The 23,968-nt window shown below is 33.7% G+C and carries 22 protein-coding genes; 8 read left to right on the forward strand and 14 right to left on the reverse strand.

The features are described from left to right. Positions 1–7: 7 nt before the first annotated feature. The 5 genes from IPO86_13510 to IPO86_13530 all read right to left on the reverse strand — a co-directional run bounded on the left by IPO86_13510 (position 8) and on the right by IPO86_13530 (position 5,826). Positions 8–739: a TIGR02206 family membrane protein gene (locus IPO86_13510; GenBank protein MBK9729122.1), complete on the reverse strand. Its 732-nt coding sequence runs from the start codon at positions 737–739 to the stop codon at positions 8–10. Between the two features lie 91 nt (positions 740–830). Then, positions 831–1,517: a tRNA (guanosine(37)-N1)-methyltransferase TrmD gene (gene trmD, locus IPO86_13515; GenBank protein MBK9729123.1), complete on the reverse strand. Its 687-nt coding sequence runs from the start codon at positions 1,515–1,517 to the stop codon at positions 831–833. A gap of 45 nt (positions 1,518–1,562) precedes the next feature. Beyond that, complete coding sequence (locus IPO86_13520; GenBank protein ID MBK9729124.1) at positions 1,563–2,225, reverse strand: FKBP-type peptidyl-prolyl cis-trans isomerase; 663 nt, start codon at positions 2,223–2,225, stop codon at positions 1,563–1,565. Between the two features lie 15 nt (positions 2,226–2,240). Continuing rightward, on the reverse strand, positions 2,241–3,617 hold the full coding sequence (locus IPO86_13525) for a dipeptidase (GenBank protein ID MBK9729125.1): 1,377 nt from the start codon (positions 3,615–3,617) through the stop codon (positions 2,241–2,243). 49 nt (positions 3,618–3,666) lie between these two features. Beyond that, on the reverse strand, positions 3,667–5,826 hold the full coding sequence (locus tag IPO86_13530; protein ID MBK9729126.1) for a S9 family peptidase: 2,160 nt from the start codon (positions 5,824–5,826) through the stop codon (positions 3,667–3,669). Positions 5,827–5,923: 97 nt separating this feature from the next. On the opposite strand from IPO86_13530, the gene IPO86_13535 reads away from it, so the two are divergent. After that, the gene (locus IPO86_13535; GenBank protein MBK9729127.1) at positions 5,924–6,919 is read left to right on the forward strand and encodes a hypothetical protein; all 996 of its coding nucleotides are present in this window, start codon (positions 5,924–5,926) and stop codon (positions 6,917–6,919) included. Next, complete coding sequence (locus IPO86_13540; GenBank protein ID MBK9729128.1) at positions 6,889–7,494, forward strand: tRNA-(ms[2]io[6]A)-hydroxylase; 606 nt, start codon at positions 6,889–6,891, stop codon at positions 7,492–7,494. Before IPO86_13535 ends, IPO86_13540 begins: the two co-directional genes overlap by 31 nt. Positions 7,495–7,549: 55 nt before the next feature. Here the strand turns inward: IPO86_13540 and IPO86_13545 are convergent, their stop codons facing one another. The 5 genes from IPO86_13545 to yidC form a co-directional block, all read right to left on the reverse strand. Beyond that, entirely contained in the window at positions 7,550–8,098 is a 549-nt protein-coding gene (locus IPO86_13545; GenBank protein MBK9729129.1) for a hypothetical protein, read from the reverse strand. Between the two features lie 70 nt (positions 8,099–8,168). Further along, on the reverse strand, positions 8,169–9,155 hold the full coding sequence (locus IPO86_13550; GenBank protein ID MBK9729130.1) for a hypothetical protein: 987 nt from the start codon (positions 9,153–9,155) through the stop codon (positions 8,169–8,171). A 135-nt stretch (positions 9,156–9,290) separates the two neighbouring features. Then, positions 9,291–10,334: an NAD(P)-dependent glycerol-3-phosphate dehydrogenase gene (locus tag IPO86_13555; protein MBK9729131.1), complete on the reverse strand. Its 1,044-nt coding sequence runs from the start codon at positions 10,332–10,334 to the stop codon at positions 9,291–9,293. A 74-nt stretch (positions 10,335–10,408) separates the two neighbouring features. Further along, positions 10,409–10,963: a hypothetical protein gene (locus IPO86_13560; protein ID MBK9729132.1), complete on the reverse strand. Its 555-nt coding sequence runs from the start codon at positions 10,961–10,963 to the stop codon at positions 10,409–10,411. Beyond that, positions 10,960–12,777, reverse strand: a complete 1,818-nt coding sequence (gene yidC, locus IPO86_13565) for a membrane protein insertase YidC (protein ID MBK9729133.1) — start codon at positions 12,775–12,777, stop codon at positions 10,960–10,962. Before yidC ends, IPO86_13560 begins: the two co-directional genes overlap by 4 nt. Before the next feature lie 718 nt (positions 12,778–13,495). Between yidC and typA the strand changes: the two genes are divergently transcribed. The 6 genes from typA to IPO86_13595 all read left to right on the forward strand — a co-directional run bounded on the left by typA (position 13,496) and on the right by IPO86_13595 (position 20,568). After that, on the forward strand, positions 13,496–15,313 hold the full coding sequence (typA, locus tag IPO86_13570; GenBank protein MBK9729134.1) for a translational GTPase TypA: 1,818 nt from the start codon (positions 13,496–13,498) through the stop codon (positions 15,311–15,313). 696 nt (positions 15,314–16,009) lie between these two features. Then, positions 16,010–16,981 carry an MBL fold metallo-hydrolase gene (locus IPO86_13575; protein ID MBK9729135.1) on the forward strand — a complete coding sequence of 324 codons (972 nt, stop codon included), beginning with the start codon at positions 16,010–16,012 and terminating at the stop codon, positions 16,979–16,981. A gap of 55 nt (positions 16,982–17,036) precedes the next feature. Further along, the gene (locus IPO86_13580) at positions 17,037–17,498 is read left to right on the forward strand and encodes an SRPBCC domain-containing protein (GenBank protein ID MBK9729136.1); all 462 of its coding nucleotides are present in this window, start codon (positions 17,037–17,039) and stop codon (positions 17,496–17,498) included. Positions 17,499–17,588: 90 nt separating this feature from the next. Continuing rightward, positions 17,589–19,139, forward strand: a complete 1,551-nt coding sequence (locus IPO86_13585; GenBank protein ID MBK9729137.1) for a SulP family inorganic anion transporter — start codon at positions 17,589–17,591, stop codon at positions 19,137–19,139. A gap of 101 nt (positions 19,140–19,240) precedes the next feature. Beyond that, positions 19,241–19,852, forward strand: coding sequence for a GNAT family N-acetyltransferase (locus IPO86_13590; GenBank protein ID MBK9729138.1), 612 nt, complete (start codon positions 19,241–19,243; stop codon positions 19,850–19,852). A 23-nt stretch (positions 19,853–19,875) separates the two neighbouring features. After that, positions 19,876–20,568: an aspartate/glutamate racemase family protein gene (locus tag IPO86_13595; protein ID MBK9729139.1), complete on the forward strand. Its 693-nt coding sequence runs from the start codon at positions 19,876–19,878 to the stop codon at positions 20,566–20,568. A gap of 64 nt (positions 20,569–20,632) precedes the next feature. Here the strand turns inward: IPO86_13595 and IPO86_13600 are convergent, their stop codons facing one another. From IPO86_13600 to IPO86_13615, 4 genes are all read right to left on the reverse strand, one after another. Then, positions 20,633–21,052, reverse strand: coding sequence for a hypothetical protein (locus tag IPO86_13600; protein ID MBK9729140.1), 420 nt, complete (start codon positions 21,050–21,052; stop codon positions 20,633–20,635). A gap of 18 nt (positions 21,053–21,070) precedes the next feature. Further along, entirely contained in the window at positions 21,071–21,964 is an 894-nt protein-coding gene (locus IPO86_13605) for a hypothetical protein (GenBank protein ID MBK9729141.1), read from the reverse strand. A gap of 33 nt (positions 21,965–21,997) precedes the next feature. Next, on the reverse strand, positions 21,998–22,327 hold the full coding sequence (locus IPO86_13610) for a hypothetical protein (GenBank protein ID MBK9729142.1): 330 nt from the start codon (positions 22,325–22,327) through the stop codon (positions 21,998–22,000). A gap of 199 nt (positions 22,328–22,526) precedes the next feature. Continuing rightward, positions 22,527–23,909 carry a vanadium-dependent haloperoxidase gene (locus IPO86_13615; protein MBK9729143.1) on the reverse strand — a complete coding sequence of 461 codons (1,383 nt, stop codon included), beginning with the start codon at positions 23,907–23,909 and terminating at the stop codon, positions 22,527–22,529. Between the last annotated feature and the right edge of the window lie 59 nt (positions 23,910–23,968).

Here is a 23,968-nt window from a genome sequence, read left to right on the forward strand (position 1 = left end):
AAACCAGCTATTGTGTATTTATTTTCACCCTACCCTGCCACCACCATATTGGCAAATACAACAGTAAAAAAAGCGCGGTCATAACAATTTGTCCAGTAAATAAATACCATGGCCAGGGTCCTAAATGATCCAATAAGGAGGCAGATTCGGGTTTCCGCATACTGAAAAAATAGTTACCTCCGGTTAATAAATTAACCAAAATAGAAAAAACTAAATATACATTGGCTCCAACAATTGCATTTTTTATATCGATCCAATAAATTTTCCATTTAAATACAAACAACCCGTAAAAAATTAAACTAATCATACCGCAATGTATCCACCAATATCGAAAATAAATATAATGCGGAAATTGCTCTTTAAGATCTGGGGTAATTACAGCTTGTAAGGTTCCTGCCAGTATCCAAAAATATAATATTCCAAAAAACCAACGAGCCCGAAAATACAAAGCAAACGGAAATATTAAAGCTAAGATATTACAAAGATGAAATGGCAAATCCTCTGTTTCATCAAATTGATTATTCCAAAGTCTAAATACCATCCACCATAATACAGCAAATGCAAGTGAAAGAGAAAATAGAAATGCAGATCGATATTGCTTTGGGTGATTCCAGTTCTTAGCAATTAAGATCCAAAGAATAGTACAAACTAAAAATACTAAAACGGGGATACCATGCTGAAAAGTAAAAGCTTTAAAACCAATATTATTTCCGAATACTTGATCTTGCCAGGTTTCCATTTCATGACAAGATACTCACTCCAAAGAAATTCTCGAAAAAAAATACTACCAGTTAAATAAATCCAAATTTATAAAAACGAACTTGTTGGTTTTAGATATTTTCATCAGAAAGTAAATCGGGTCTTCGGGCTTTTGTTCTTAATACGGATTGTTCAAATCTCCAATCATCAATTTTAGCTTGATGCCCACTCAATAAAATATCTGGCACTTTCAAATCCCGAAATTGAGCTGGTCTGGAATAAACCGGAGGCGACAACAAATGATCTTGGAATGAATCAGTTAATGCGGAAGTTTCATCATTTAATACCCCTGGCAATAATCTTCCAATAGCATCCACCAAAACACAAGCTGCTAATTCACCTCCTGACAAAACATAGTCTCCAATTGAAATTTCACGAGTTATCCAACGATCCCGAATCCGCTCATCAATTCCCTTATAATGACCACAAATAATTAACAAATTACTTTTCAAACTGAGTTGATTCGCTACTGATTGTTTTAATAATTCACCATCCGGAGTGAGGTATATAATTTCATCAAACGATTGAACCTTAGTTAGTGACTCAATACAATTCACAAGAGGTTCAATCATTAATACCATACCGGCACCACCACCAAATTGATAATCATCAACTTGCCGATAAGCTCCAATGCCAAATTGCCTTAAATCAATAATTTCAATATGAAAAAGATCCTTTTCCTTTGCTCTTTTAATAATTGAATGATCCAGAGGACTTTGAAGTAGCTCTGGAACAATACTAATTATGGAAATTTTCATTTTACAATATTTAGATCCTCAACCATTGGATCCAAATAAAATGGACTATTCAATACCAAGCAACTCAACTTCAAAGATCAATGCAGAAAATGGTTTAATATCTGCACCGGCACCACGTTCACCATATGCTAAATTATAAGGCACAAATAATTTCCATTTTGAACCTACAGGCATCAATTGCAAAGCCTCTTGCCATCCCTGGATGACACCATTTACTGGAAATGAAATGGGTTCACCGCGATCTACGCTACTGTCAAAAACACTTCCATTAATTAAAGTGCCATGATAATGTGTTTTTACTTTTGCAGTAGCTGCTGGTTTTGCACCGTCTCCCATTTTTATAACTTCATATTGCAATCCACTGGCAGTTGTTGTAACACCAGGTCTTTTTTTATTTTCTGCTAAAAAGTGTTCCCCTTCTTCTTTTGCCCCAGCATTTGCTTTTGCAGAAAGTGAAGACATCGTTTGAGAATAAATTTGAGTAGCTTGTTCTTTGGTGATTTTAGTTTCCTTATTATTCATAACAGCTTCCATTGCTTCTGCAAGATCAGCCGCATTCAATTTATCCAAACCCTGTTGTTTTAAACTATTTCCAAATAACACCCCGATACTATAACTTAGTGAATCCATTTTCATTTGATTTTTTTGTGCGAACAGGAAAGAAATACTCACTACCCACACGTTGATTAATAATACAATTCTTTTCATTTGACTTGATTTAATTTATTTTGATTGTTTTTTCAGTTCTGTATAATATTTATGAAAATACGGAATTGTTTCAATGCCTTTGTAAAAATTAAATAATCCAAAATGTTCATTCGGTGAATGAATATTATCAGAATCTAATCCAAATCCCATTAAAACAGTTTTTAGTCCTAAAGTCTTTTCAAATAAAGCAATGATTGGAATACTGCCGCCACCTCTTGTCGGTATTGGTTTTTTTCCGAAGGTAGTTTCAATTGCTTTTTCAGCGGCAAGGTATGCATCACTATTTGTAGGTGTGACTGCAGCTTCCCCTCCGTGAAGTTCAGTTACTTTCACATGAACATAAGGAGGTGCAATTTTCAAAAAATGTTTTTCAAATAACTTTGCTATTTTCTTAGATTTTTGATTTGGAACTAATCGCATAGAAATTTTTGCATACGCTTTTGAAGGCAAGACAGTTTTTGCACCTTCTCCAGTATATCCGCCCCAAATTCCGTTTAATTCAAGGGTAGGTCTTACACCGGTGCGTTCCAGGGTGGTATAACCTTCCTCACCCCATACATCTACAACTTCAAGATCTTTTTTATAATTTTCTAAACTAAATGGAGCTTTATTTAATGCTGTTCTTTCCTCTGGAGTTAAATCAACTACATCTCTATAAAATCCACGGACTTTGATTTTATTATTTTTATCGTGAAGGGAAGCAATCATTTTTGCAAGAATCGTGATTGGGTTTGCCACTGCCCCGCCGTATACGCCTGAATGCAAATCTCTATTGGGACCTGTAACTTCTACCTCTACATATGTTAAACCTCTTAGTCCGGATTCAATGGAAGGACTTTCCATACTAATCATTGAAGTATCACTAACTAATACGATATCTGCTTTTAGCTTTTCTTTATTTGCCTTAAGAAAATTTCCTAAATTAACAGATCCTACTTCTTCTTCTCCTTCAATTATATACTTAATATTACATGGTAACGAATTGGTCTTAACCATAGATTCCAACGCTTTAATATGCATAAAAACCTGCCCTTTATCATCGCAGGACCCTCTTGCATAGATTTTGCCATCTTTTACAACGGGCTCAAATGGACCACTGGTCCATAAATTTAAAGGATCTGGTGGTTGCACATCATAATGACCATAGGTCAAGACCGTTGGCAAATTTGGATCTATTATTTTCTGTGCATAAACTACTGGATGACCTTTTGTTTTACAAATTTCTGCAGTGTCGCATCCAGCATCTAAAAGGGCTTGTTTAACTGCCTCTGCACATCGTTTTGTATCTTCATTGTGCTTGGAATCTGCACTTACAGAAGGAATTTTCAAGAGTTCGATTAATTCATCAAGAAAACGCTGTTTGTTTGATTCCAGATATTGATTTGTATTCATAGTTTCAATTTTTTTGAATAAATCACATTTAACGTATCAATTGCTAAAATTATTTTGCATTCGGTGTAATACCCATTTGAAAAAACATGAATCCTAAAATATCAGTTACTTCATCAATTTGTTTTGAAGTAGGTTTCCCGGCACCATGACCGGCACTCACGTCAATTCTTATGAGCATTGGATTTGCACCTTGTGCAGCTGCTTGCATGGTTGCTGCAAATTTAAAGGAGTGAGCAGGCACCACCCGATCATCGTGATCTGCTGTTGTAATCAAGGTTGCTGGATAGCTTGCAGACTTCGCATTGTGAATCGGGGAATATTTTATAAGATATTCAAAGCCTTCCTTTGTTTCACTGGTCCCATAATCTGTTGCCCAAGCCCAACCAATGGTAAATTTGTGATAACGCAACATATCCAAAACACCAACGACTGGAAAAGCCACTGCGCAAACATCCGGTTTTTGAGTTATTACCGCGCCAATTAACAGACCTCCATTGGATCTACCCTGGATTGCAAGATGCTCCCGATCTGTGTAGTTTTCATTCACTAAAAAATCTGTTGCTGCAATAAAATCATCAAAAACAGTTTGCTTCTTTTCTTTAGTTCCTGCCATATGCCACTCTTTTCCAAATTCACCACCCCCTCGTAAATTGGCGACTGCATAAATTCCTCCATTTTCAAGAATTGGGATTCGGGAAGTCATAAACGTTGGAAGATAAGAAACATTAAATCCACCATAACCATAAAGTAAAGTAGGTGGATTATTCCCTTTTACCAAATCCTTTTTATGAGTCAAGAACATCGGTATTTTGGTGCCATCTTTACTGGGATACCAAACTTGTTCAGTAGTATATAAATCAGGATCGTAATCTGCAAGTTTCGGTTTAAAAAATGGAGTCGTTTTAAAATCGATTAAATCAATTCTGTAAATTGTTGGAGGTCTAATAAATGATGAAAAAGAATAAAATGCCTCTGTATCATTTTGGGTTCCATTGATAGACACAAGCGTTCCAACTTCAGGAAGCACCAAGGTATTTAATTCAGTTCCATTTAAATCATAAATTTTTACTAAACTAGAAGCATTATGTAAATAACTGGCTACTAATTTTCCGCCTATTAAACATACACTATCCAACACATCTTTTGCCTCTGCAATAATTGTGTTCCATTGCTGCTGTTTCGGAGAATTCATATTTACAGTAACAACTTTCCAATTTAAACTCTGCTTGTTTGTGTGTATAAACAACTTGTCTTTTACATTTCCCAATACAATATAATCATTCTCAAAACTGGAAACCAACCATTCAAATCCAGCTTCCTTTTTTGATAAATCGCGAACTGCTAAACTATTCCCACTCGTAGATTCTGTTATCGACAATACTAAAAACCGCTCGTCTTCAGTAATACTTATTGCAGCATTCCGCAATGGATGTTTTAAATCTTGGTAAATTATTTGATCGTCTGATTGATTCGTTCCGATTTTATGATAATACACTGTATGAAATTCATTCTTTTCAGATAATGCAAGATTTCCTTTTGGCTCCGGATATCTACTATAATAAAATCCATCTCCATGCCATGCTGTGCCACTAAATTTCACCCAACGAATGGTATCTGCAAGGAATTGCCTTGTGTTTAAATCAAATACTAAAATTTGATTCCAATCAGATCCTCCAACAGATAACTGTAAGGCCATGTACTTTCCATTACTTGAAAAAGAATAATTACTTAAGGACGTTGTTCCATCTTTTGAAAACGTGTTTGGGTCTAATAATAATGTTGGGCTATCATTCAATTGGTTGCTTGTGAATAATACATCTTGATTTTGCAAACCATTATTCTTGAAAAAATAATACTTGCCTGACTTTTTAAATGGGGTGCTACATTTTTCAAAATCAAATAATTTCTCAATCCGCGCTCGTAAATCTTTGCGAAATGGAATCTTGTCCAGATATGAATAACTAAACTTATTTTGTGATGCAACCCATGCTTTGGTCTCCTCCGCATGATCATCTTCTAACCATCTGTATGGATCTTGAATTTTCGTACCAAAATAATCATCCCATACGGTGTCCTTTCTGGTCTCTGGATAATTGGGCATAGTGTTTTTATTCAAATTCGGAGCATACGATAAAGTGGAGCTGTTTTTGCATGAAATTAAAGAAAATACCAAAATGCCAATAAAAAAAATGGATTGTACTTTAAACATATTTAGGTTTATCTGAATATTTTTTAACAGCGCGGCCAAAATTACTGCTTATTACGCTATATTTCATTAAATTTGTATATTAATTAGCTAACATTCCGTGAAAATTAGACAAAAGACTATTCCATTTTTCAAAAAAAACGGGTATCTCCTGACCCTCTTATTATTTTATTTTTTGTTGCCTTCCGACGCTAAAGCATTAGATACCATTTCAAAATTAGAACTTCGCGTCCAAAAAAATTTAAATCGATTGCAAACTATTGTACAGGATGAGTCCGCTGAAATTCAACAATTAAAAATACAAATTAACGCTGGCTCAACAAATAAAAAAGCAATCAAGGGTTTTCATAAAAAACTTGAATTGATTTCTTCACAAAGGACCTTGCATTATCAACAACAAAATGCATACCGGTATATTTTAACAACCATTCGACAACTACAATACCAAAATGAAAATCTTGCCAATACACAAATCAAAGAACTGAAAATTGCTTTAAATCGATTAGAAAAAAATAAAATTCCCAGGTTTAAAAAACTACCTGAAATTAGTTCTAATCCTTATGTTCGTGACAATACAAAGGTTTATGATAAGGAAGTAAATAGTTTCTGTAACCTTTCACAAAATCTAGAAGGTACCATTTTAGCAAATGTATTTGAAGTTTTTTTTGAACATACTGACCCTAAAATTGGTAGTTACTTTAAAGAATCAGAATTTTTACAATGCTTTGCACGATTTATTAAAACTAAAAATGACTATTTACTGGAGTTAAAATTTCTTTTGCATTCGTCAAAAGCATCTCAGGTTTATGGTGCTATTGATCCATCGAGCCCAGCAAGAATTGATTTTATTAATGGCGAGCATATTTATCTTCAAAGTTATGCGTTAACATCTGCTACGATCGAACCAGAAACCGGCAATACAATTTATAATATTCAATATAAACTCGACCGAGAAGATCTTAAATATTTATTAAAACAAGAAATTGATTCCTATACGATTATCTGGACATCCGGTAGTGATCGATTTGAAATTTGCAAATTAGATCTGTTGAAAAACATGTTATCATGCCTTCAGGAAAAGAAATTACAAAATTAGGACTTCATTTACCAACGGACCCACGTTGGGTAAATCTTGCATCGATTTCATTACAAGACATTCTTACGGATCACGCTTATTGTGAACAAAAAGCAGCAAGTTCAGGAATTTCTTTAATTCAAAAATATCCGGATAAAATAGAATTGGTAGAAGCTGTTTCGCCCGTGGTAACTGAAGAATGGGGTCATTTTAGACTTGTGATTACCGAACTTAAAAAAAGAAATTTAAAACTTGGTTTTCAAAGAAAAGATGAATATGTTAATCAATTATTGAAATTTCAAAAACAAGGTGGAAGCCGAGAAGATCGATTGATTGAATACTTATTAACGTTTGCTTTAATTGAAGCCCGAAGTTGTGAACGATTTAGATTATTATCACTTCAACTTGAAGAAGATGGATTAAAAAAATTCTATCACCATTTTATGGTATCAGAAGCAGGTCATTATAAAATGTTTTTAGATTTGGCAGAATTTTATTCATCAAAAATAATAATGCGTTCAAGGTGGCAGGAGTATTTGGATTATGAAGCTCTGATTATAAAAAGTTTAGAGCCTCGTGGTGACCGGATGCATTAAGTTATTCATTTCAAACGATATTATAAATGGTTCTATACGACCTCAAAAAATTAGCCTACTTTGATTTATTGATTTCGGGTTTTGCTTCCTGACTTAATTGGATTAAACGAGTCAGAATATCCACACAGGTTTGTACTAAGGGTCGGATTGTAATTGCTTGTTCTTCCTTTGGCTTTGTTATTATTTGGGTATATTCTTCCGGCGACATGGATTCCGCTATTTTATCTGTTGCACAATTACAATATTCTTTTACCAGATCAGGATATTCTTCAGCCGTTCGTTTACCGTTTTCTAAACATTGATTTGTAAGAGCTTGTTTCATAGCTGCATCCCAATATTTTATATCCTCCTTCGGATTTGATTTCACCTGTTCATTTAGAATAATAGAATTCCTTTGTTTAGCATGATCCATGCTAGAATATATAAAATAGAATCCTATTAAGCATGTAATAATTGAAAACAAACGGATTAAAAAGTTATCTATTCTTTGTGCCTCAATAGGCTTTTGACTTTCTATTGATGTTGATTTAGAAATAATTTTCAAATTAACAAGCAGAAAATAAAGTCCACCTAAAATACAAATACATCCCAGATAAAATAGCATATGATACTTTTATAAAAAACGATGAGATAAAATCAATTACAATCTTTAAAAAAAATGATGATTTAATATCTTAGGGCTTGAATAAACTATCATATTGGTTATCCTCTTTATCTACGCGGGCTTGTCTTTCTGGCATTGCACTATCTAATTTGAGTTTATCATCTTTTCCACCCATAAATAGGAGTTTACTCTTTTCTTCGTAATTCTGTAGCATTTTTAATCCCTCTTCTTCGAATACACCATTTTGTAAATCCACAGAATTCATGAAATTTTCTGATAATTCCATAAATCGCTCCATTTCTCCAACTTTATTTGCTACATCATCTGCAATATGTTCTAATGCTTGATCAAATAACACTCGTTGATCTGTATTTCCACTAATTACATTCATAGCAGATTTCATGGCACTGTGGGATGCTCGGATAGCTTTTCGCTCTTGCTCTTTTAATTTTACCTGATCCTTTGTATCTTCTAATAAGATTTCAGAATTCTGAAACATTTTCGTAAGCACTTTATTTAAAATATCCATCTTGCTCAGTAAGTGCTGATACTTCTCATTGGTTTCTTGCAGTCTACCTGCTTTCCGGGTTGCCAAGACCATTTGTGCTTCCTGATCCTGACTTCTAGCAACTTGAGCCATACGCAATTGCGTTTCAATTTCTTTAGAATTTTCCGAAACATTGGTTTGCAACTTGCGGATTTGTCCTTTCAATGCGCCGATTTGCTCACTCATTTTAGATAAATTATTTTCGAGATCGCCAATATAATTTTTAAGGATTCCAATGGGATCAATGGTGACAAATATCCCGGTAATCCAACGCATAATACTTTTATACATATAGCCAATAAGCGTGCGCATTCGAGGGTCTAAAACCATATAAATGATCGCGCCTAATACCAAAAGCATGCCTGCCAGATAAATCATATTGGAGGTCAAGCTTATCAAATAAGGTAAATATTTATATAAAATTGCACCCCCGCCCAGGATTAATCCAGCTAAAACAACGGTGCCTGTAACACCTTCTGGTTTGCTCCAGAAACCTTTAGGTTTTTCCATTCCAGCACCAGGATTTATAACTGCCATATTCTAATATTTTATGTAATTTTAATAATTCTTCAGAACAAAAGTAGTTGTATTCAAGATAAAATTCAGGAATCTTCTTACAAAAATGGCGAGATCATCGACAAGTACTTAAATAAAATCTACATCTGGAAGATACGGATACCGCATTAAGTACTGAATTGCCTTTTCCAGATCGAGTTTATCAAAAACAACGCTATAAATCATATTAATGATGGGTATTCTAAGATGGTAATGCTTGGCTAACTGGTTGGCTATTCTCACAGTCCGTACGCCTTCAACGACTTCATCCAGAGAATGGATGATTTCGTTCATATTTTCACCCTGCCCCAATCGAAAACCAAAATTAAAATTTCGGCTTTTACTACTGGTGGCTGTAGCAATCAAATCACCAATGCCTGCAGTTCCTAAGAAAGATCTTGAAGTAGCACCAACACTCCGACCCAATTCAATCATTTCTCGCAATCCACGAGTAATTAACATAGCTTCCAGGTTTTTGCCGAGTCCCTTACCTGCCAACATCCCAGATCCAAGTGCAATAATATTTTTCAAAGCACCTGCCATCTCAGCCCCCAATAGGTCATAGGAACCAAAAACATAAAACATTCTGCTGGTTAATACATCAGAACCTGCTTTTATCACTTCATCATATTCACTTGCAATTACAGAAGCCGCTGGTTGTTTATCCAAAATTTCACGATAAAGATTTGGACCAGCAAGGCACCCAACTCTGAGCACAGAAGTTTCCTGCCGAATCACTTCACTCATCGTATGAATATTTTTTCTGGATATGTTTACGGTGGCAATTTGTGACAATGGAATTCCAGCAACATCCAAACCTTTCGTTGCATGAATTAACATATGAGCCGGGGTTAAATAAGCAGACATGGAAATACAAGTGTCTCGAAAACTTTCAGAAGGCACCACGGGGAAAAGCAGACTCGTTTTACTACAAACCTCCTCAATAGAATGTGTTGCTTGAATTCTGGAATTTAATTCAACTCCCAGATGTTGATGCGTTTGATTGATACGGTCTACGACTTCCTTTTTTCTTGCATACATTAACACATCTGTATTATGCGCCAATAAAGTAGCGATTGTTGTGCCGAAACTTCCCGCACCTATTACGCCAACTACCTTATGTGATTGTGTCATCTGAAATTTAAATGGAAGTTAAGGTTAACAGCAATATGTTTGAATTAAAATAAATCAAAACAGCAATTCGATTTCTACCAATTTTTTATGAACTCAAGTTTTTGAAATTGGGATTCTAAATAAAATTCAAAGTCCTTTAATTCTTTAGGAGCATGATGATTATCAATGATGGATTTACGTTTTCCAAAATCTTTAATTGTAATTATGGTATTCGGTAAATCGGGAATATAAAGTTCTTTCTCTACGGGATAGACATCCAACAGTTCAAAAAAATTAGATTTTTGAATCTCCTTCAATACCTCTGTCCACCAGGCATCTGTGACCAATCCAAAATGTGTACCAACATTATCAACATGTTGAATTGCCTCATATTTCACCATTCCATTTTGGTACAATGTATAATTATAAGTAGGACAAAATCCAAAGCATGCAGATCTTTGATAATACAACAAGGTGTCGGTATTCAAGGCTAAGGTATCAGATGCTTGTAATGATTTCACAAAAATTGGCAAAGCAGGAGGTATGATTACTTTATTTTGCTGATTTAGTTTGTCTTTTTTTACATTTCGATTACATGAAATGGTAAGTAGCAAAAATAAACCGCAAGCAATTGCAATAATTAATTTCATTTTTTTGGTTTTTTATCGCGCTCTTGTTGAATGCGTTGTTGTTCTTTCATCATATTTTCGAGCCGATCTCTGAATCCTCCTGTTTTTCGTGGTTTGGTCTTATTCAACTCCAGTTCACCCCGAATTTTTTCATTATCAAATAAAAATCGTTTCCCTAAAATTGTCTGAGCAATATTTAATAAATTACTAAAAAACATATAACAGGTAAGACCAGCCGCAGTTTTATTAAACATAAACCAAAATATAACCGGCATTAGATATTGCATATATTTCATTGCTGGATTGGAAGAAAAGTCCATGGATTGAGAAGAGTAATATGAAAATACCAAAGTAGAAATCATCCATAAAAATGCAAACAGTGAAAGTGTGTTTCCAAATAAAGGAAGCTCGAAAGGCAGGTGCAAGAATTCATCATAGGATGTTAAGTCTGCAGCCCATAAAAAAGACTCTTGTCGAAACTCAATAGACGCTGGGAAGAACCGATATAAAGCTATCCAAATAGGCATTTGCAATATTAAAGGAAAACAACCACCTAATGGATTAACGCCAAATTCGTTATACATTTTCATGGTTTCTACCTGCTGCTTTTGCATATCATCCTTATTCTTGTTTTTTACTTTTTCAATTTCAGGTTTTAATGCCGTCATTTTTGCTTGGGAATGCAACATTTTATACGCAAGTGGAAATACCAATAACTTTACAACTAAAGTCATTAGTAAAATAATCAATCCTTTACTCCCAATAAAATTTGCAAGAAATACAAATAATGGTCTAATTGCATATCGGTTAATACTTCCGAATATACTCCAGCCATATGGAATAATATCTTCCATACTTACATTATAAGCCTTTAATCTTTTGAATTCATTCGGGCCTATATACCATTTCATTTTAAATTCCTTATTCCGAATATCATTTGAAGAAATCGTCATATCGGTCACCAACTTTTTCAAATCTTCTGCATCATCAGCCAACATTACAGTTTCATAACTTGCTTTTGAAAAACCGAGCTCTGAAATTAAAGTACTATTATAAAACTGATTAGAATGGGATACCCAATTAACACGCTTTCCGGAACTTTCGATCTTATCATCGGATCTACAAGAGCAGTAATCCGGAGATTCTTCTTTTTCCTTAAAGTAAACTGAACTTGTAAACTTTTCATAGGATGTATTTTTTTCCAATCGATCCAGATAATTTTCCCAATGAAGAACAATATCATCGCTTGATTGAAATCCTTCAGTTTTCAATGTATAATCAACATTATAATCTGATTCACTTAATTGGTAGGTCTGTATGAAGCGCGCGCCGTTTTGCAATAATCCAATAAACTCCACAGTCCTTGGATCTTTTTGATGAACTTCGAAAAATAAATTTCGCGTTGATATTTCCTGTGTTGCGTTTTTAATTCGGTATTCAAAAATATTTTTTGAATCCTCCAGCAATTTAAGTGCTTCCTTTCTTTCTGGTTCCTCGTTTTTTGATAATATCTTTTGATGATTTTTAATGATCGCTTCCTTGATTACACCACCTTTAGAGCTTATCTGAATTTGAACTAACGGATTTTCAAGAACCACGAATTGTTCTGTGACTTGAGGTGTCGCAGTTGTCAAATGATTACTATCTCCAACAGGATTTGTTTGCAATGCTATCGGTTCCTGGGATGCATTTGTATTTGATTGAATTTTTTGCGTGGAGTCTGTTTGCGTTTTAAGTTTTAATTGCTCCTGCATTTCAGGCTGGAAAAAGAACTGGTTCCAAAGAAAAAGTACCGCAATAATTAACAGGATTCCGACAATATGATTCCGCTCCATAAATAGTTCTAAACTTTGATAAGACCGGCAAAGGTACAATACCACCTTCTAAATCTTCAATGTGTTACAAAGGTGGGTCTAGAAATTCCGACAGAACACCATGGTTTTCGTGTTATTTTGGCTATTTATTGGATTTAAGGAGGAATCCCAATCAAGAAATTGAACACAACCAGCTTTACAAACCTATAAGGTTTAAAATTCCTTTGGAAAGGGTAAAAAAAAACTACCCAACCCCTGTGGGCGGATAGTTTCTAAGACAGTAGTAGGTAATGTATAATTATTTCAATAAAATCCAATTTTGATGAAATGCTTCAATACCCGGGATATTGAAGCTAACCTTACCTATCACTACCTCTTAAATACAGTAAATGATAGCTTAGGTGTACATTTCATTTATTCAAACAATTTCACTGTTATAACCGGCTATTACTTTAAAGAGTCTTTTTAAATTGAAAATGCTGCCTTAAATGTGAAGTTTTTTTTAAAAAAGTTGTTAAATTTATATTTTGCTGAAAATCAACTAATTACATTTATATTCGTTAATTAAGTATGCATTTATGTTTTAGGTATAGAAAACAATGCGTTTAAATCAAACATATTAAATATTATTTAATATATAATCAATTTATTATTAATTGTAAATAATATGTTATCCATTCTGAAAGGATAAAATGGAGCCATTTTTAGAGTTAATTTTGCAATCGAAAAAGTATATTTTATGCAGGCTATCAGAAATATTGCCATTATTGCCCACGTTGACCACGGAAAAACTACCTTGGTTGATAAGATTTTACATCAAACCAAATTATTTCGCGATAATCAGGAAACTGGTGAATTAATTCTCGATAATAATGAGTTAGAACGTGAACGAGGCATTACTATTTTGGCAAAAAATGTTTCTGTAAGATATAAAGATATTAAAATCAACATTATTGATACCCCTGGTCACGCAGATTTTGGAGGAGAAGTAGAACGGGTTTTGAATATGGCTGATGGTGTCTTATTATTGGTAGATGCCTTTGAAGGACCTATGCCACAAACAAGATTTGTTTTACAAAAAGCTTTAAGTCTTGGTAAAAAGCCAATTGTTGTTATTAATAAAGTAGATAAACCAAATTGTCGTCCTGAAGAAGTACATGATCATGTTTTTGAGCTTTTCTTTAATCTTGAGGCTACAGAAGATCAATTAAATTTTCCAACGATTTATGGCTCTTCCAAACAAGGCTGGATGAGTACAGACTGGAAAACCCCTACGGAAGATATTACTGCTCTTTTAGATGCCATTATTGAATTTATACCGGCTCCTGTAATTCCAGAAGGTAACTTACAGATGATGATAAGCAGTCTTGACTATTCTTCATACATCGGAAGAATAGCCATTGGTAGAATTTTGCGTGAAGGAATTCGGATAAACCAACCCGTTTCTTTAGTAAAAAGGGATGGTTCTATAATGAAATCAAGAATTAAAGAATTATATACTTTTGAAGGCCTGGGTAAAGTCAAAGTAGAACGTGCTGAAGCTGGTGATATTTGTGCAGTTTTTGGACTTGAAGATTTTGAAATTGGCGATACGATTGCCGATTTTGAAAATCCTGAAGGTCTTATTCCAATTCAAGTTGATGAACCCACTATTTCGATGTTGTTCACCATCAACAATTCACCGTTTTTTGGTAAAGAGGGAAAATTTGTAACATCCAGACATATTCGGGAGCGATTAGAAAAAGAGCTTGAAAAAAATCTAGCCCTCCGATTAGAAGATACAGAGAGTCCTGAATCTATGTTGGTTTTTGGTAGAGGAATATTGCATTTAGCGATCTTGATTGAAACCATGCGAAGAGAAGGTTATGAATTGCAGGTTGGCCAACCAAGAGTAATTATAAAGGAAATTGAAGGTGTAAAAAGCGAACCAATTGAGGTAATGACCATTGATGTACCGGAAGAATTTTCTGGAAAAGTAATTGAATTAGTCAGTCAAAGAAAAGGTGAAATGCTCGTTATGGAAACACGTGGAGATTTGATTCATATCGAATTTCAAATTCCTTCCCGCGGACTCATTGGCATTAGAAATAGTTTATTAACTGCATCTGCCGGAGAAGCTATAATCGGACATCGATTTAAAGAATTCCAGGCCTGGAAAGGCAATATCCCTTCAAGGTCAAATGGAGTCATCGTTTCCAAACTTCCAGGTATGGCAACCGGATATTCAATTGGATATTTACAAGATCGAGGTAGATTTTTTATTGAACCTGGCGAACAAGTATATGTAGGACAAATACTCGGTGAACAAATCCGCCCAGGTGATTTAGTTGTAAATATTGTAGAAGGAAAAAAATTAACCAATATGCGTGCCTCTGGTTCTGATGGCACCTTACATATTGTTCCGAAAGTAAATTTCTCCCTAGAAGAAGCATTAGAATATATTCAGGAAGATGAATACGTAGAAGTGACTCCAAAATCTATTCGTTTAAGAAAAATCATTCTAGACGAAAACGATCGTAAAAAAGCACAGCGCAAAACAGAAATGGTGGAAGCATAATTTCCTTCCTTATTTTTTTATTCATTTAATCTAAATACTAGCTTCCAACTTTATTGTGGAATATGCCCTTTATAAAATCCGTAATGACTATTTACGATCGATCTTCATATTCTTTCCTAACAAATAAATACTTCCCATCTTAGACCCATTTAGATTTCTTAGATAGATTTAATGATTCAAAAAACAGCAATGGTTAAATTTAGTACCAGTATCAGGATACCGGATATTACTTTATGTAACATTCCTGCCAGCATTTCATGGTCCTAATTTAGTCCCTCGTCAGGACTACTCAAAAAATTGCAAATAACTGTCAATCTCAGGTTTTCAAAAACGAAATACATTTGATTATCCCTGGCTATAAATCGGTCCATATTTAAAACAAATTATTTAACCAACCGCTTTTAAAGCATTCCTAAATTTCATATCTTACGAACCTGACTAAATCCTAAAGACAATCGATTTTTAGCATTCCTAATTTGCATTTTGATAACTTGAAAATATGAATTCAAAAAGATTTCCTATTCACAGCATAACGGAATCAAAATTCAATAAGCTATTAAGGGTTCTAACAAAATTCTGAATACCCAAAATGAAGGTATCCTAAAAATCTTATTTGCAATTTTACCAGCAATAACAAAATTCTCCTTAATTTTAAACTGCTCATTGGATTGACAATAATTCTAAAAAGTTTCTTTTATGAATCTCTTAATCTACCTATTGCTTTTAGTAAGTTTCTTCCAAACAAATGTACCGTCAAATCTATATCGGAACCTTGAAGAAGGCCAAATCTTAAATTTGTATGATGCCTTTAGTAAAGACTCAAACCTAATTAAAGATTTTGGATTTTCTTGCATCACCAAATATAATGGTAAAACCATCCTTTTTGATGCGGGAAGTAATGCAACAATTTTTCAAAAAAATATCGATCGGTTGCAAATAGATTTAAGTAAAGTTGACATTACAATTGTCTCTCATGGACATTTTGATCATTTAAATGGACTCGACTATTTATTAAAAGTCAATCCAAATGTTAAAATTTATTTCCCATATGATATTTTTTGGGGCGCTCCTGTGCCCTTTGATGCAAGCGGTCAAGAAGCAAACGTCAAGGACTCCCTACCAATCTATATGCAATATTTTAATGGCGCCAATACCAAATTTACAATTCAACAATCTGGACGATTCTGGAATGCCAATATTGAATTTGTAAAATCATCAAAAGAAATCCTTCCTGGATTAACACTTATTGCAAGCGCAGCTGAATATATGGGCTATTTTTCATGCTATCCCAATAAAAGCTTTGTGGAAGGTCAATTTGAACATTCTGAAAATGCATGTAAAAACACCAATTTACCAGAACTTTCGCTGTCTATGAAAACTGCAAAAGGTCAGGTATTAATAGTCGGTTGTTCACATACAGGAGTTGAAAAAATAATTAAGCAATCAAAAGATTTCTTAAAGGAACCTTTAGATTTGGTTTATGGCGGATTTCATATGATACCATTCGACAGAAAACAAACACTTCAACTCGCAACACAGATTAAGGATGACTTACAGGTAAATCGAGTGGCACCTGCACACTGCACTGGCCATTTGGCGTTTAAAATATTAAAAGATATTTATGGCAGCAATTATATTTATGCCGGACTTGGAGAAACCATTCAATAATAAACGCTTACTTTGTTTTTGTAAATAATTTCTTATCGTTCAATCAATTCTAAAAATGCAAGCATTCATTACAAATCAAATAATAATTAAAGCATCTCTTTCAAAAGTTTGGAGTGCTTTAACCGATCCAGACCAAACACAAAAATATATGTTTGGATGCAAAACAGTTTCAAATTGGAATATAGGGGATAGCTTATTGTGGATAGGACAACAGGAAGGAAATGACATCATTTTTGTAAAAGGATTTATTCTTGAAATACAACCAAACCGACTTTTAAAGTATACTGTATTTGATCCGAACAATCCATTGATTCCAGACTTACCTGAAAACTATCTGAATGTAACTTATGAATTAATTGAAAAAGATGATCATACACAGCTTACGGTTACACAGGGTGATTATACCAAAGTTGAAGATGGAGAAAGGCGATATCAGGAGTCTTATAACAAAGGAGAAGCTTGGAATCCAATATTAATTGAAATCAAAAAATTAGTAGAATCTGAAATTACAACTTGATAAATCTAAATTATCTAAAATTTACATTCAAAATAAAAAATATAAAATAATATCTTGTAACATTCATACTAAATTTAGATAAATTAATCCTTGAAACGTCAACTAAAATACTACCAAATCATATGGCTAAAATATGATCTTGCTGCAGGACTTTCTGTTTTCCTTGTAGCCCTTCCATTATGTTTAGGCATTGCATTGGCATCAGGCGCTCCACTTTATGCAGGACTTTTATCCGGAATTATAGGAGGTCTGGTTGTTTCTCTAATAAGTGGATCTCCATTGGGTGTTTCGGGTCCGGCCGCCGGATTAACAACAGTGGTTGCCGGTTCAATACTTGCTTTAGGTGACTATAAAATATTTTTATTAACGGTAATTATTGCAGGTCTGTTTCAGCTCATTCTTGGGATTCTAAAATTAGGATCCATTGCAAATTATTTTCCATCCTCCGTAATAAAAGGAATGCTTGCAGCTATCGGTATAATCCTAATATCAAAACAAATTCCATTAGCCATAGGATATGACCAACCAGATTTTTGGACGAGTGGCTTCACTTCTTTGTTTTCTTCAAAAAATGTTTTAGGAAATTTCAAAATCTTTACCCATCATATTACGATAGGAGCCATCACAATTAGCATTATTTCAATTACAATGTATATTGTATTACAAAGCCCTAAAATTAAAAAGATCAAAATAATTCCAACAACTTTAATGATTGTTTTAATTGGAATTATAACGCACATTATTTTCATAAATATCTTACCTACGTTCGCTTTAAATTCTTCTCAATTAGTCAATATACCTGGTAATATTTTTAAAGAAATTGTCTTCCCGGATCTTACTCAGTTTTTTATAAATGAAAAAATTTGGAAAGATGGAATGATCATCGGATTATTGGCAACTTTAGAAACTTTACTTTGTGTTGAAGCTGTTGATAAACTGGATAAGCACAATCGGATTACACCTGTAAACAGGGAATTAATTGCACAAGGGATTGGAAATATTACTTGTGGACTTTTAGGTGCAATTCCCATGACCGCTGTTGTTGTAAGAGGTTCTGCAAATGCAGATGCAGGTGGTCGCACAAAGCTATCTGCTTTTACCCACGGCTTGTTTTTATTGCTGGCTGTAATCTTAATTCCATTTATCCTATGCATGATCCCCTTTGCATCACTCGCTGCAATCTTATTAATTACTGGGTATAATCTTACCAAACCCAAATTATTTTTCAATATGTGGAGTTTAGGATGGAAACAGTTTATTCCTTTTATTCTAACAATTCTTATCATTTTACTAACCGATTTATTAATAGGCGTAAGTATCGGTTTATTAATTTCAATTTATTTTATTGTTCAAAATAATTTTAAAGCGGAATACAAAATAACAAAAACAAAACAACATGAAACTGAGGTTAATTATATCAAGTTAAATAGTAATGTTACCTTTTTAAATAAGGTAAACTTAAGAAAAACCCTGGATCAAATACCTGCTTACAGTTTATTGACCATCGATGGAAGTGAATCTAATTTTATTGATTATGACATCTTAGAAATTATAAGTGAATATGAAATAAAAGCACATGACAGGCACATAGAAGTGCATCTAAAAGGAATTCAAAAAGTAAATATCAATGCAATTCATTGATTTTAAGTTTCATACTAATTTACCCAATAATCATTAATTTGTCATGAATCCTATCTTTGTCTACTCCATTACATTACAATGATATCAAATATTTAAAATATATGATAAATCCAAAATGGATTCCAGATCCTACAATATTAACAGGCGAATTAATAGATTTAGTTCCGTTGGAAAAAGCACATCTACCAGAGCTCTGTAAAATAGCAACAGATCCAAAAATTTGGGAATTTTATCTTGGGAATTGGGCAGTTGAATCAAGATTTATTGAAGTATATCATGCTGTTTTGGAAAAAAAAGAAAAAAACGAAGAATACCCGTTTATAATTTATCATAAACCGAGCGCAAGAATTATTGGTTCAACACGTCTGATGGATATGTCCAAACAGGATAATAGACTAGAAATCGGAGGAACCTGGTTACAAGTAAAATATTGGGCTACAGCAATTAATTTTGACTGTAAATTGGCCTTGTTAAAATTTTGTTTTGAAAATTTAGCTGTAAACCGCGTACAATTAAAAACACAACATGATAATATTCGATCCAGAAAGGCAATTGAAAAAATTGGCGGAATTTACGAAGGTGTTATCCGACAACATATATTAAAAGAAGATGGCAGCTATAGAAGTTCAGCATATTTTAGTATACTTAAAGAAGAATGGCCAATCGTTAAAGCTAAATTAGAATTACTATTAAGAAATAAAATGGAGATTTAATTAAAACCAATCCTAAAAAGAATATGAAAACATTAGGTCTTATTGGAGGGTTAAGTTGGTATTCTACCGCACTATACTATCAAACAATTAATCAATGTATTCAAGATTTAACCCAAGGTGAACACACTGCAAAATTACTTTTGCATTCGTTAGATTTTCATGATTTTCGGCCACTTCAAAATGCGAATTCGTTGGATGCCATGGCAGCCTTATTGGTTAACATTGGAATCAATCTTCAAAAAGCTGGCGCTGATTGTAACTTAATTTGTTCAAATACTCCTCATCTAGTTGCAGATCATATTGAACAGAAACTCAACATACCACTCCTTCATATTGCCACTGAAACAGCGAAAGAAATATCCTTGAATCAAATAAGCAAAGTTGGTCTATTGGGAACTAAACTAACTATGGAACAAGAATTTTTTAAAGCTAAATTAGTAAAACAAAATATCGAAGTTTTAATTCCAGAAAGTCAAGACAGAAATTTTATACACAGCTCAATAATTGATGAATTAACAAAAGGTGTATTTCTTCAAGAAACCAGAATACGATATCTGGAAATTATTGAATTGCTTATTGCGAATGGTTGCCAGGGCATTGTTTTTGGATGCACCGAAATTGGCTTACTGATCGACCCCAAAAATTGCCCAACTAAAATATTTGACACGAGTATCATCCATTGCAAAGCAGCCGTTGACTTTGCACTATCTAAATAAAAAAGAGACTTTAAAATGGAATACCGAATGAGTCCCATTTTAAAGTCTCGATTTTAGAGGCAATTTATTTTACTAAAAATTCGACTTTACTGGATTGTAATTCCACAAAATCTTCATGACCCCAGACCTTAGCTTCTAAAACATAGCTTGTATTTGCCACAAATCCAGAGTTGCCTGAAAGCAATATCGCATCTTTAAATTGATATTCTCCACTTGGATCGTCGACATGAGCACTTGAAGGTTTATTATAAATTTCAGCATTCGTAGCTTTATTAAAAATACGCACATTAATGTGATGTACAGTCTCTCCTTTGTGACTTTCAAAATTAATGTGAATCTCCATGCTATCACCTAAAAACTTAGCCGCATTGTCTGGTGCTTCAATATGTGCATGATAATCATACACTAAATTATCATCATCATGATCGCTACATGCCCAACTAAAAATTAATAAAAAGGATAAGAATATAAATATATTTTTCATTGCTTTAAATTTTAGAAATTAAAAAAAATAAGAAATTTGTGTTGAAAATTTATTGATGATACGGGTTTCACCATTTGAATAATTCTGGGAAAACGGCTTCGCAAAAGACAATCCAAGCATCCACTCCTGAAATTTCACATTCAAGCCCCCCACGAAAAATTTGCCATTTCCGCCTGTTCCTTCTACTTTTTGATCATTGGCATACTGATCGGTTCCGGCCCATTCGCCATAAAATCCTAAATAAGGAATGCATTTAAATTCATTTAATAAATTTTTTTCCCAATACACAAGACACTGCGTTTGAAATTGGTTTCCAAATTTATATGCAGACCTGGATGCTGTCTGGTATAAGTAATCTCCTGATAATAAAACACCCATTGTTTTATGCTTCACTATCAATGCAGGATTCAAAGCAAATCCCCAACTTCCATTTCCAATGTTAAAATTTTCTGGAAGTTCGAGATTGTGTATTGATGGTCTATACTTCCCTGTTGGTAATTTAATGCCCATTGAAGTCTCAAAGTAAATCTGAGTGGACTTTTCAGTTTCTGGTGGATTCACTATAATCCATGTAGCACTAACTTTTGAATCTGCAATCCCTTGAATCGATTGATTTGTACTTTGGGTCTTTCTTAAATTGTAATGATATGGAATATAAGCCGACAATTTCAAGCTTGAACTTACCTTGTAGGTTGCGGCTAGTTCTGCAACATTAAAATAATCCTTAGCTTTTGCATTTGAATTTCCTTTAAATTGAGATTGACCCCATCTTAAAGAAATTAAACTATTATCTATTGAATTTAATATGCCAATACCATGGTTAGCGATGTTGCATCCACAAATATCACAAGCAAAACAGAGTTTTGATATGATAATAAATGACACAGTGAGAAAAAATGTCTTCCTGCTCATAAAAATAAATTTTATAAAAAATAAGGTTCCTACTTAAACGAATGCGAAACCATCCGGTGGGTGCTCTAAAGCCAGGAGAAAGCCATTTGATAAGGCTTCATCGGCTTTGTAAGTGGTTTGAACGCTATAAAGAACAGCGGGTTGTTTTAAAATTAATTCAACCGGCATATAGAAATGATCCAACTTCATTTGGTTGCTTTCATGAAATGGATTTTTAGTTTGATTTTGTTGTTCCTGAAGTTTCTTTTTCAAATAACATTTACCATGACATTTCTTTGAAGGCTTATACTTGTTTACACAAGCTTCCAATTCGATTCTATTTTGGTTTAACTTAAAAAATCCAAAGGATATTAAGTTATTCATACTTGAGCACAAAATTAATAAGGAAATGCAAAGGCTAAAAAAGGGATCTAAATAAAAATTAGAATACCTGCGATTACCACTATTAAATTTCTGCACCCTTCTATTGAATAACATAGATGAAGTAAAGATACTACATTCCATTTAAAGTGTCTGAAGCTCTTACACAAAATAGCAGTGAAAAAAATCTTAAAAAAAAGGATTATTGATATGTAAATCCATCTTTTCTTAAATCAATTAAGCATATTTTCTTGCCCACTAAAAAGCCAAGTCGGAGTCCTTCTTGCACATCCATACGGAAGTGAACACCTAGTGATATTCTTGAAAAGCCATTTTCAAATGCCATTTCATAGAATGAATGGAAGGGTCTGGGATTGCTCATAAATTCATCTCTCCCTTTGTGACAATTATCAAGCATTTCATAGTTGCTACCGTATAATTGTGTCAAGATTTCTGCTACTGCAGCACCAAAAATTGAGTGGCCTGATGGGTATGAAGGAAAAGGTGGCGTATGAAAGTGAGGTTGCCAATTTTTATCAAATACCTTATGGATATATTGTTCTGGTCTTTCCAAATTATACAAATATTTAGAATTCCAACAAGCGATTCCGGCATCCGCAAGTACAAATCCTACTTTTAAATAGGTTTCCATTGTTTTCTCAATAACTGGCATTTGCTTTTCAATCACTTGATTGGTTATAGCAATCCAACGACCTGAAGGAGTAAATGTAAGACCCGGATGATCATCGCTCCAAAATTCAGCTATCCATCTATTTTCAAAAGAAAGGGGCGAACTAATGGTCAAAACTTCAAGTGCTTCCGTATAGAATAAGGAATTCGGCGACAAGGAATATTCTGGTAAGGGTTTCGCAATAAAATCATTTACATTTATAATAAAAGTCCGCACTTTACCCCAGGAAGGCAATAATGGTGGCATTGGAAAATCTTCAGAAATTTTCCAACAACCTTGTCCGGTATCTGGCCGGTAATGCTTTTCATAAATGTGAAGATAGGCTTGATTGCCTACGGTATCTGTGGTTGAATAGTCATAAACTATATTTGCTATATTAAAACCATATTCCATAGAAGCATTATATACTGCTGGAGCAAGTTTATCAATATGGTTTTCATTCCATTGATTAAAAATCTGAGATGCTTTTTGGATTATTGATTCGGGGGCTGTTAAATAAAATTTATCAAAGAGTTCTTTATAACATGCGTTTAAGGATACTTGTATATTAAATTCCTTGGAACTTGGGTACGATAAACTTGTAAAACCTGGCAGCACTTCGGCTGCAGATTTCATCCCTGTTGAAAGTCCAGGAAGGGCTGCTTCATATGCAGCAAGTCCAATATAACCGAAAGTCCTTGCAGTAATCGGACTTCGATAGCCTTCAGAAAATCGGTCTGCTTCAAGAAAAAATTCATTCCAATCTAAAACCAATTGATTTGTTTTTGAATTTTTCCTCCTTTCAGAATTATATTTATCAAAAAAGAATACGCCTGTTAAAATAAAAAGCAATAAGATACTTGACCAAAATAGTTTAGAAGTCCTAAGCTGATATGTATTATTTTTTACAACCACACAATTATTTTAAGTCAGAATTCTAATGTTTATAATATAAATTTCACCATGACAAATAC

This window comes from Saprospiraceae bacterium, from assembly GCA_016717265.1.
Classification (GTDB): domain Bacteria; phylum Bacteroidota; class Bacteroidia; order Chitinophagales; family Saprospiraceae; genus Vicinibacter.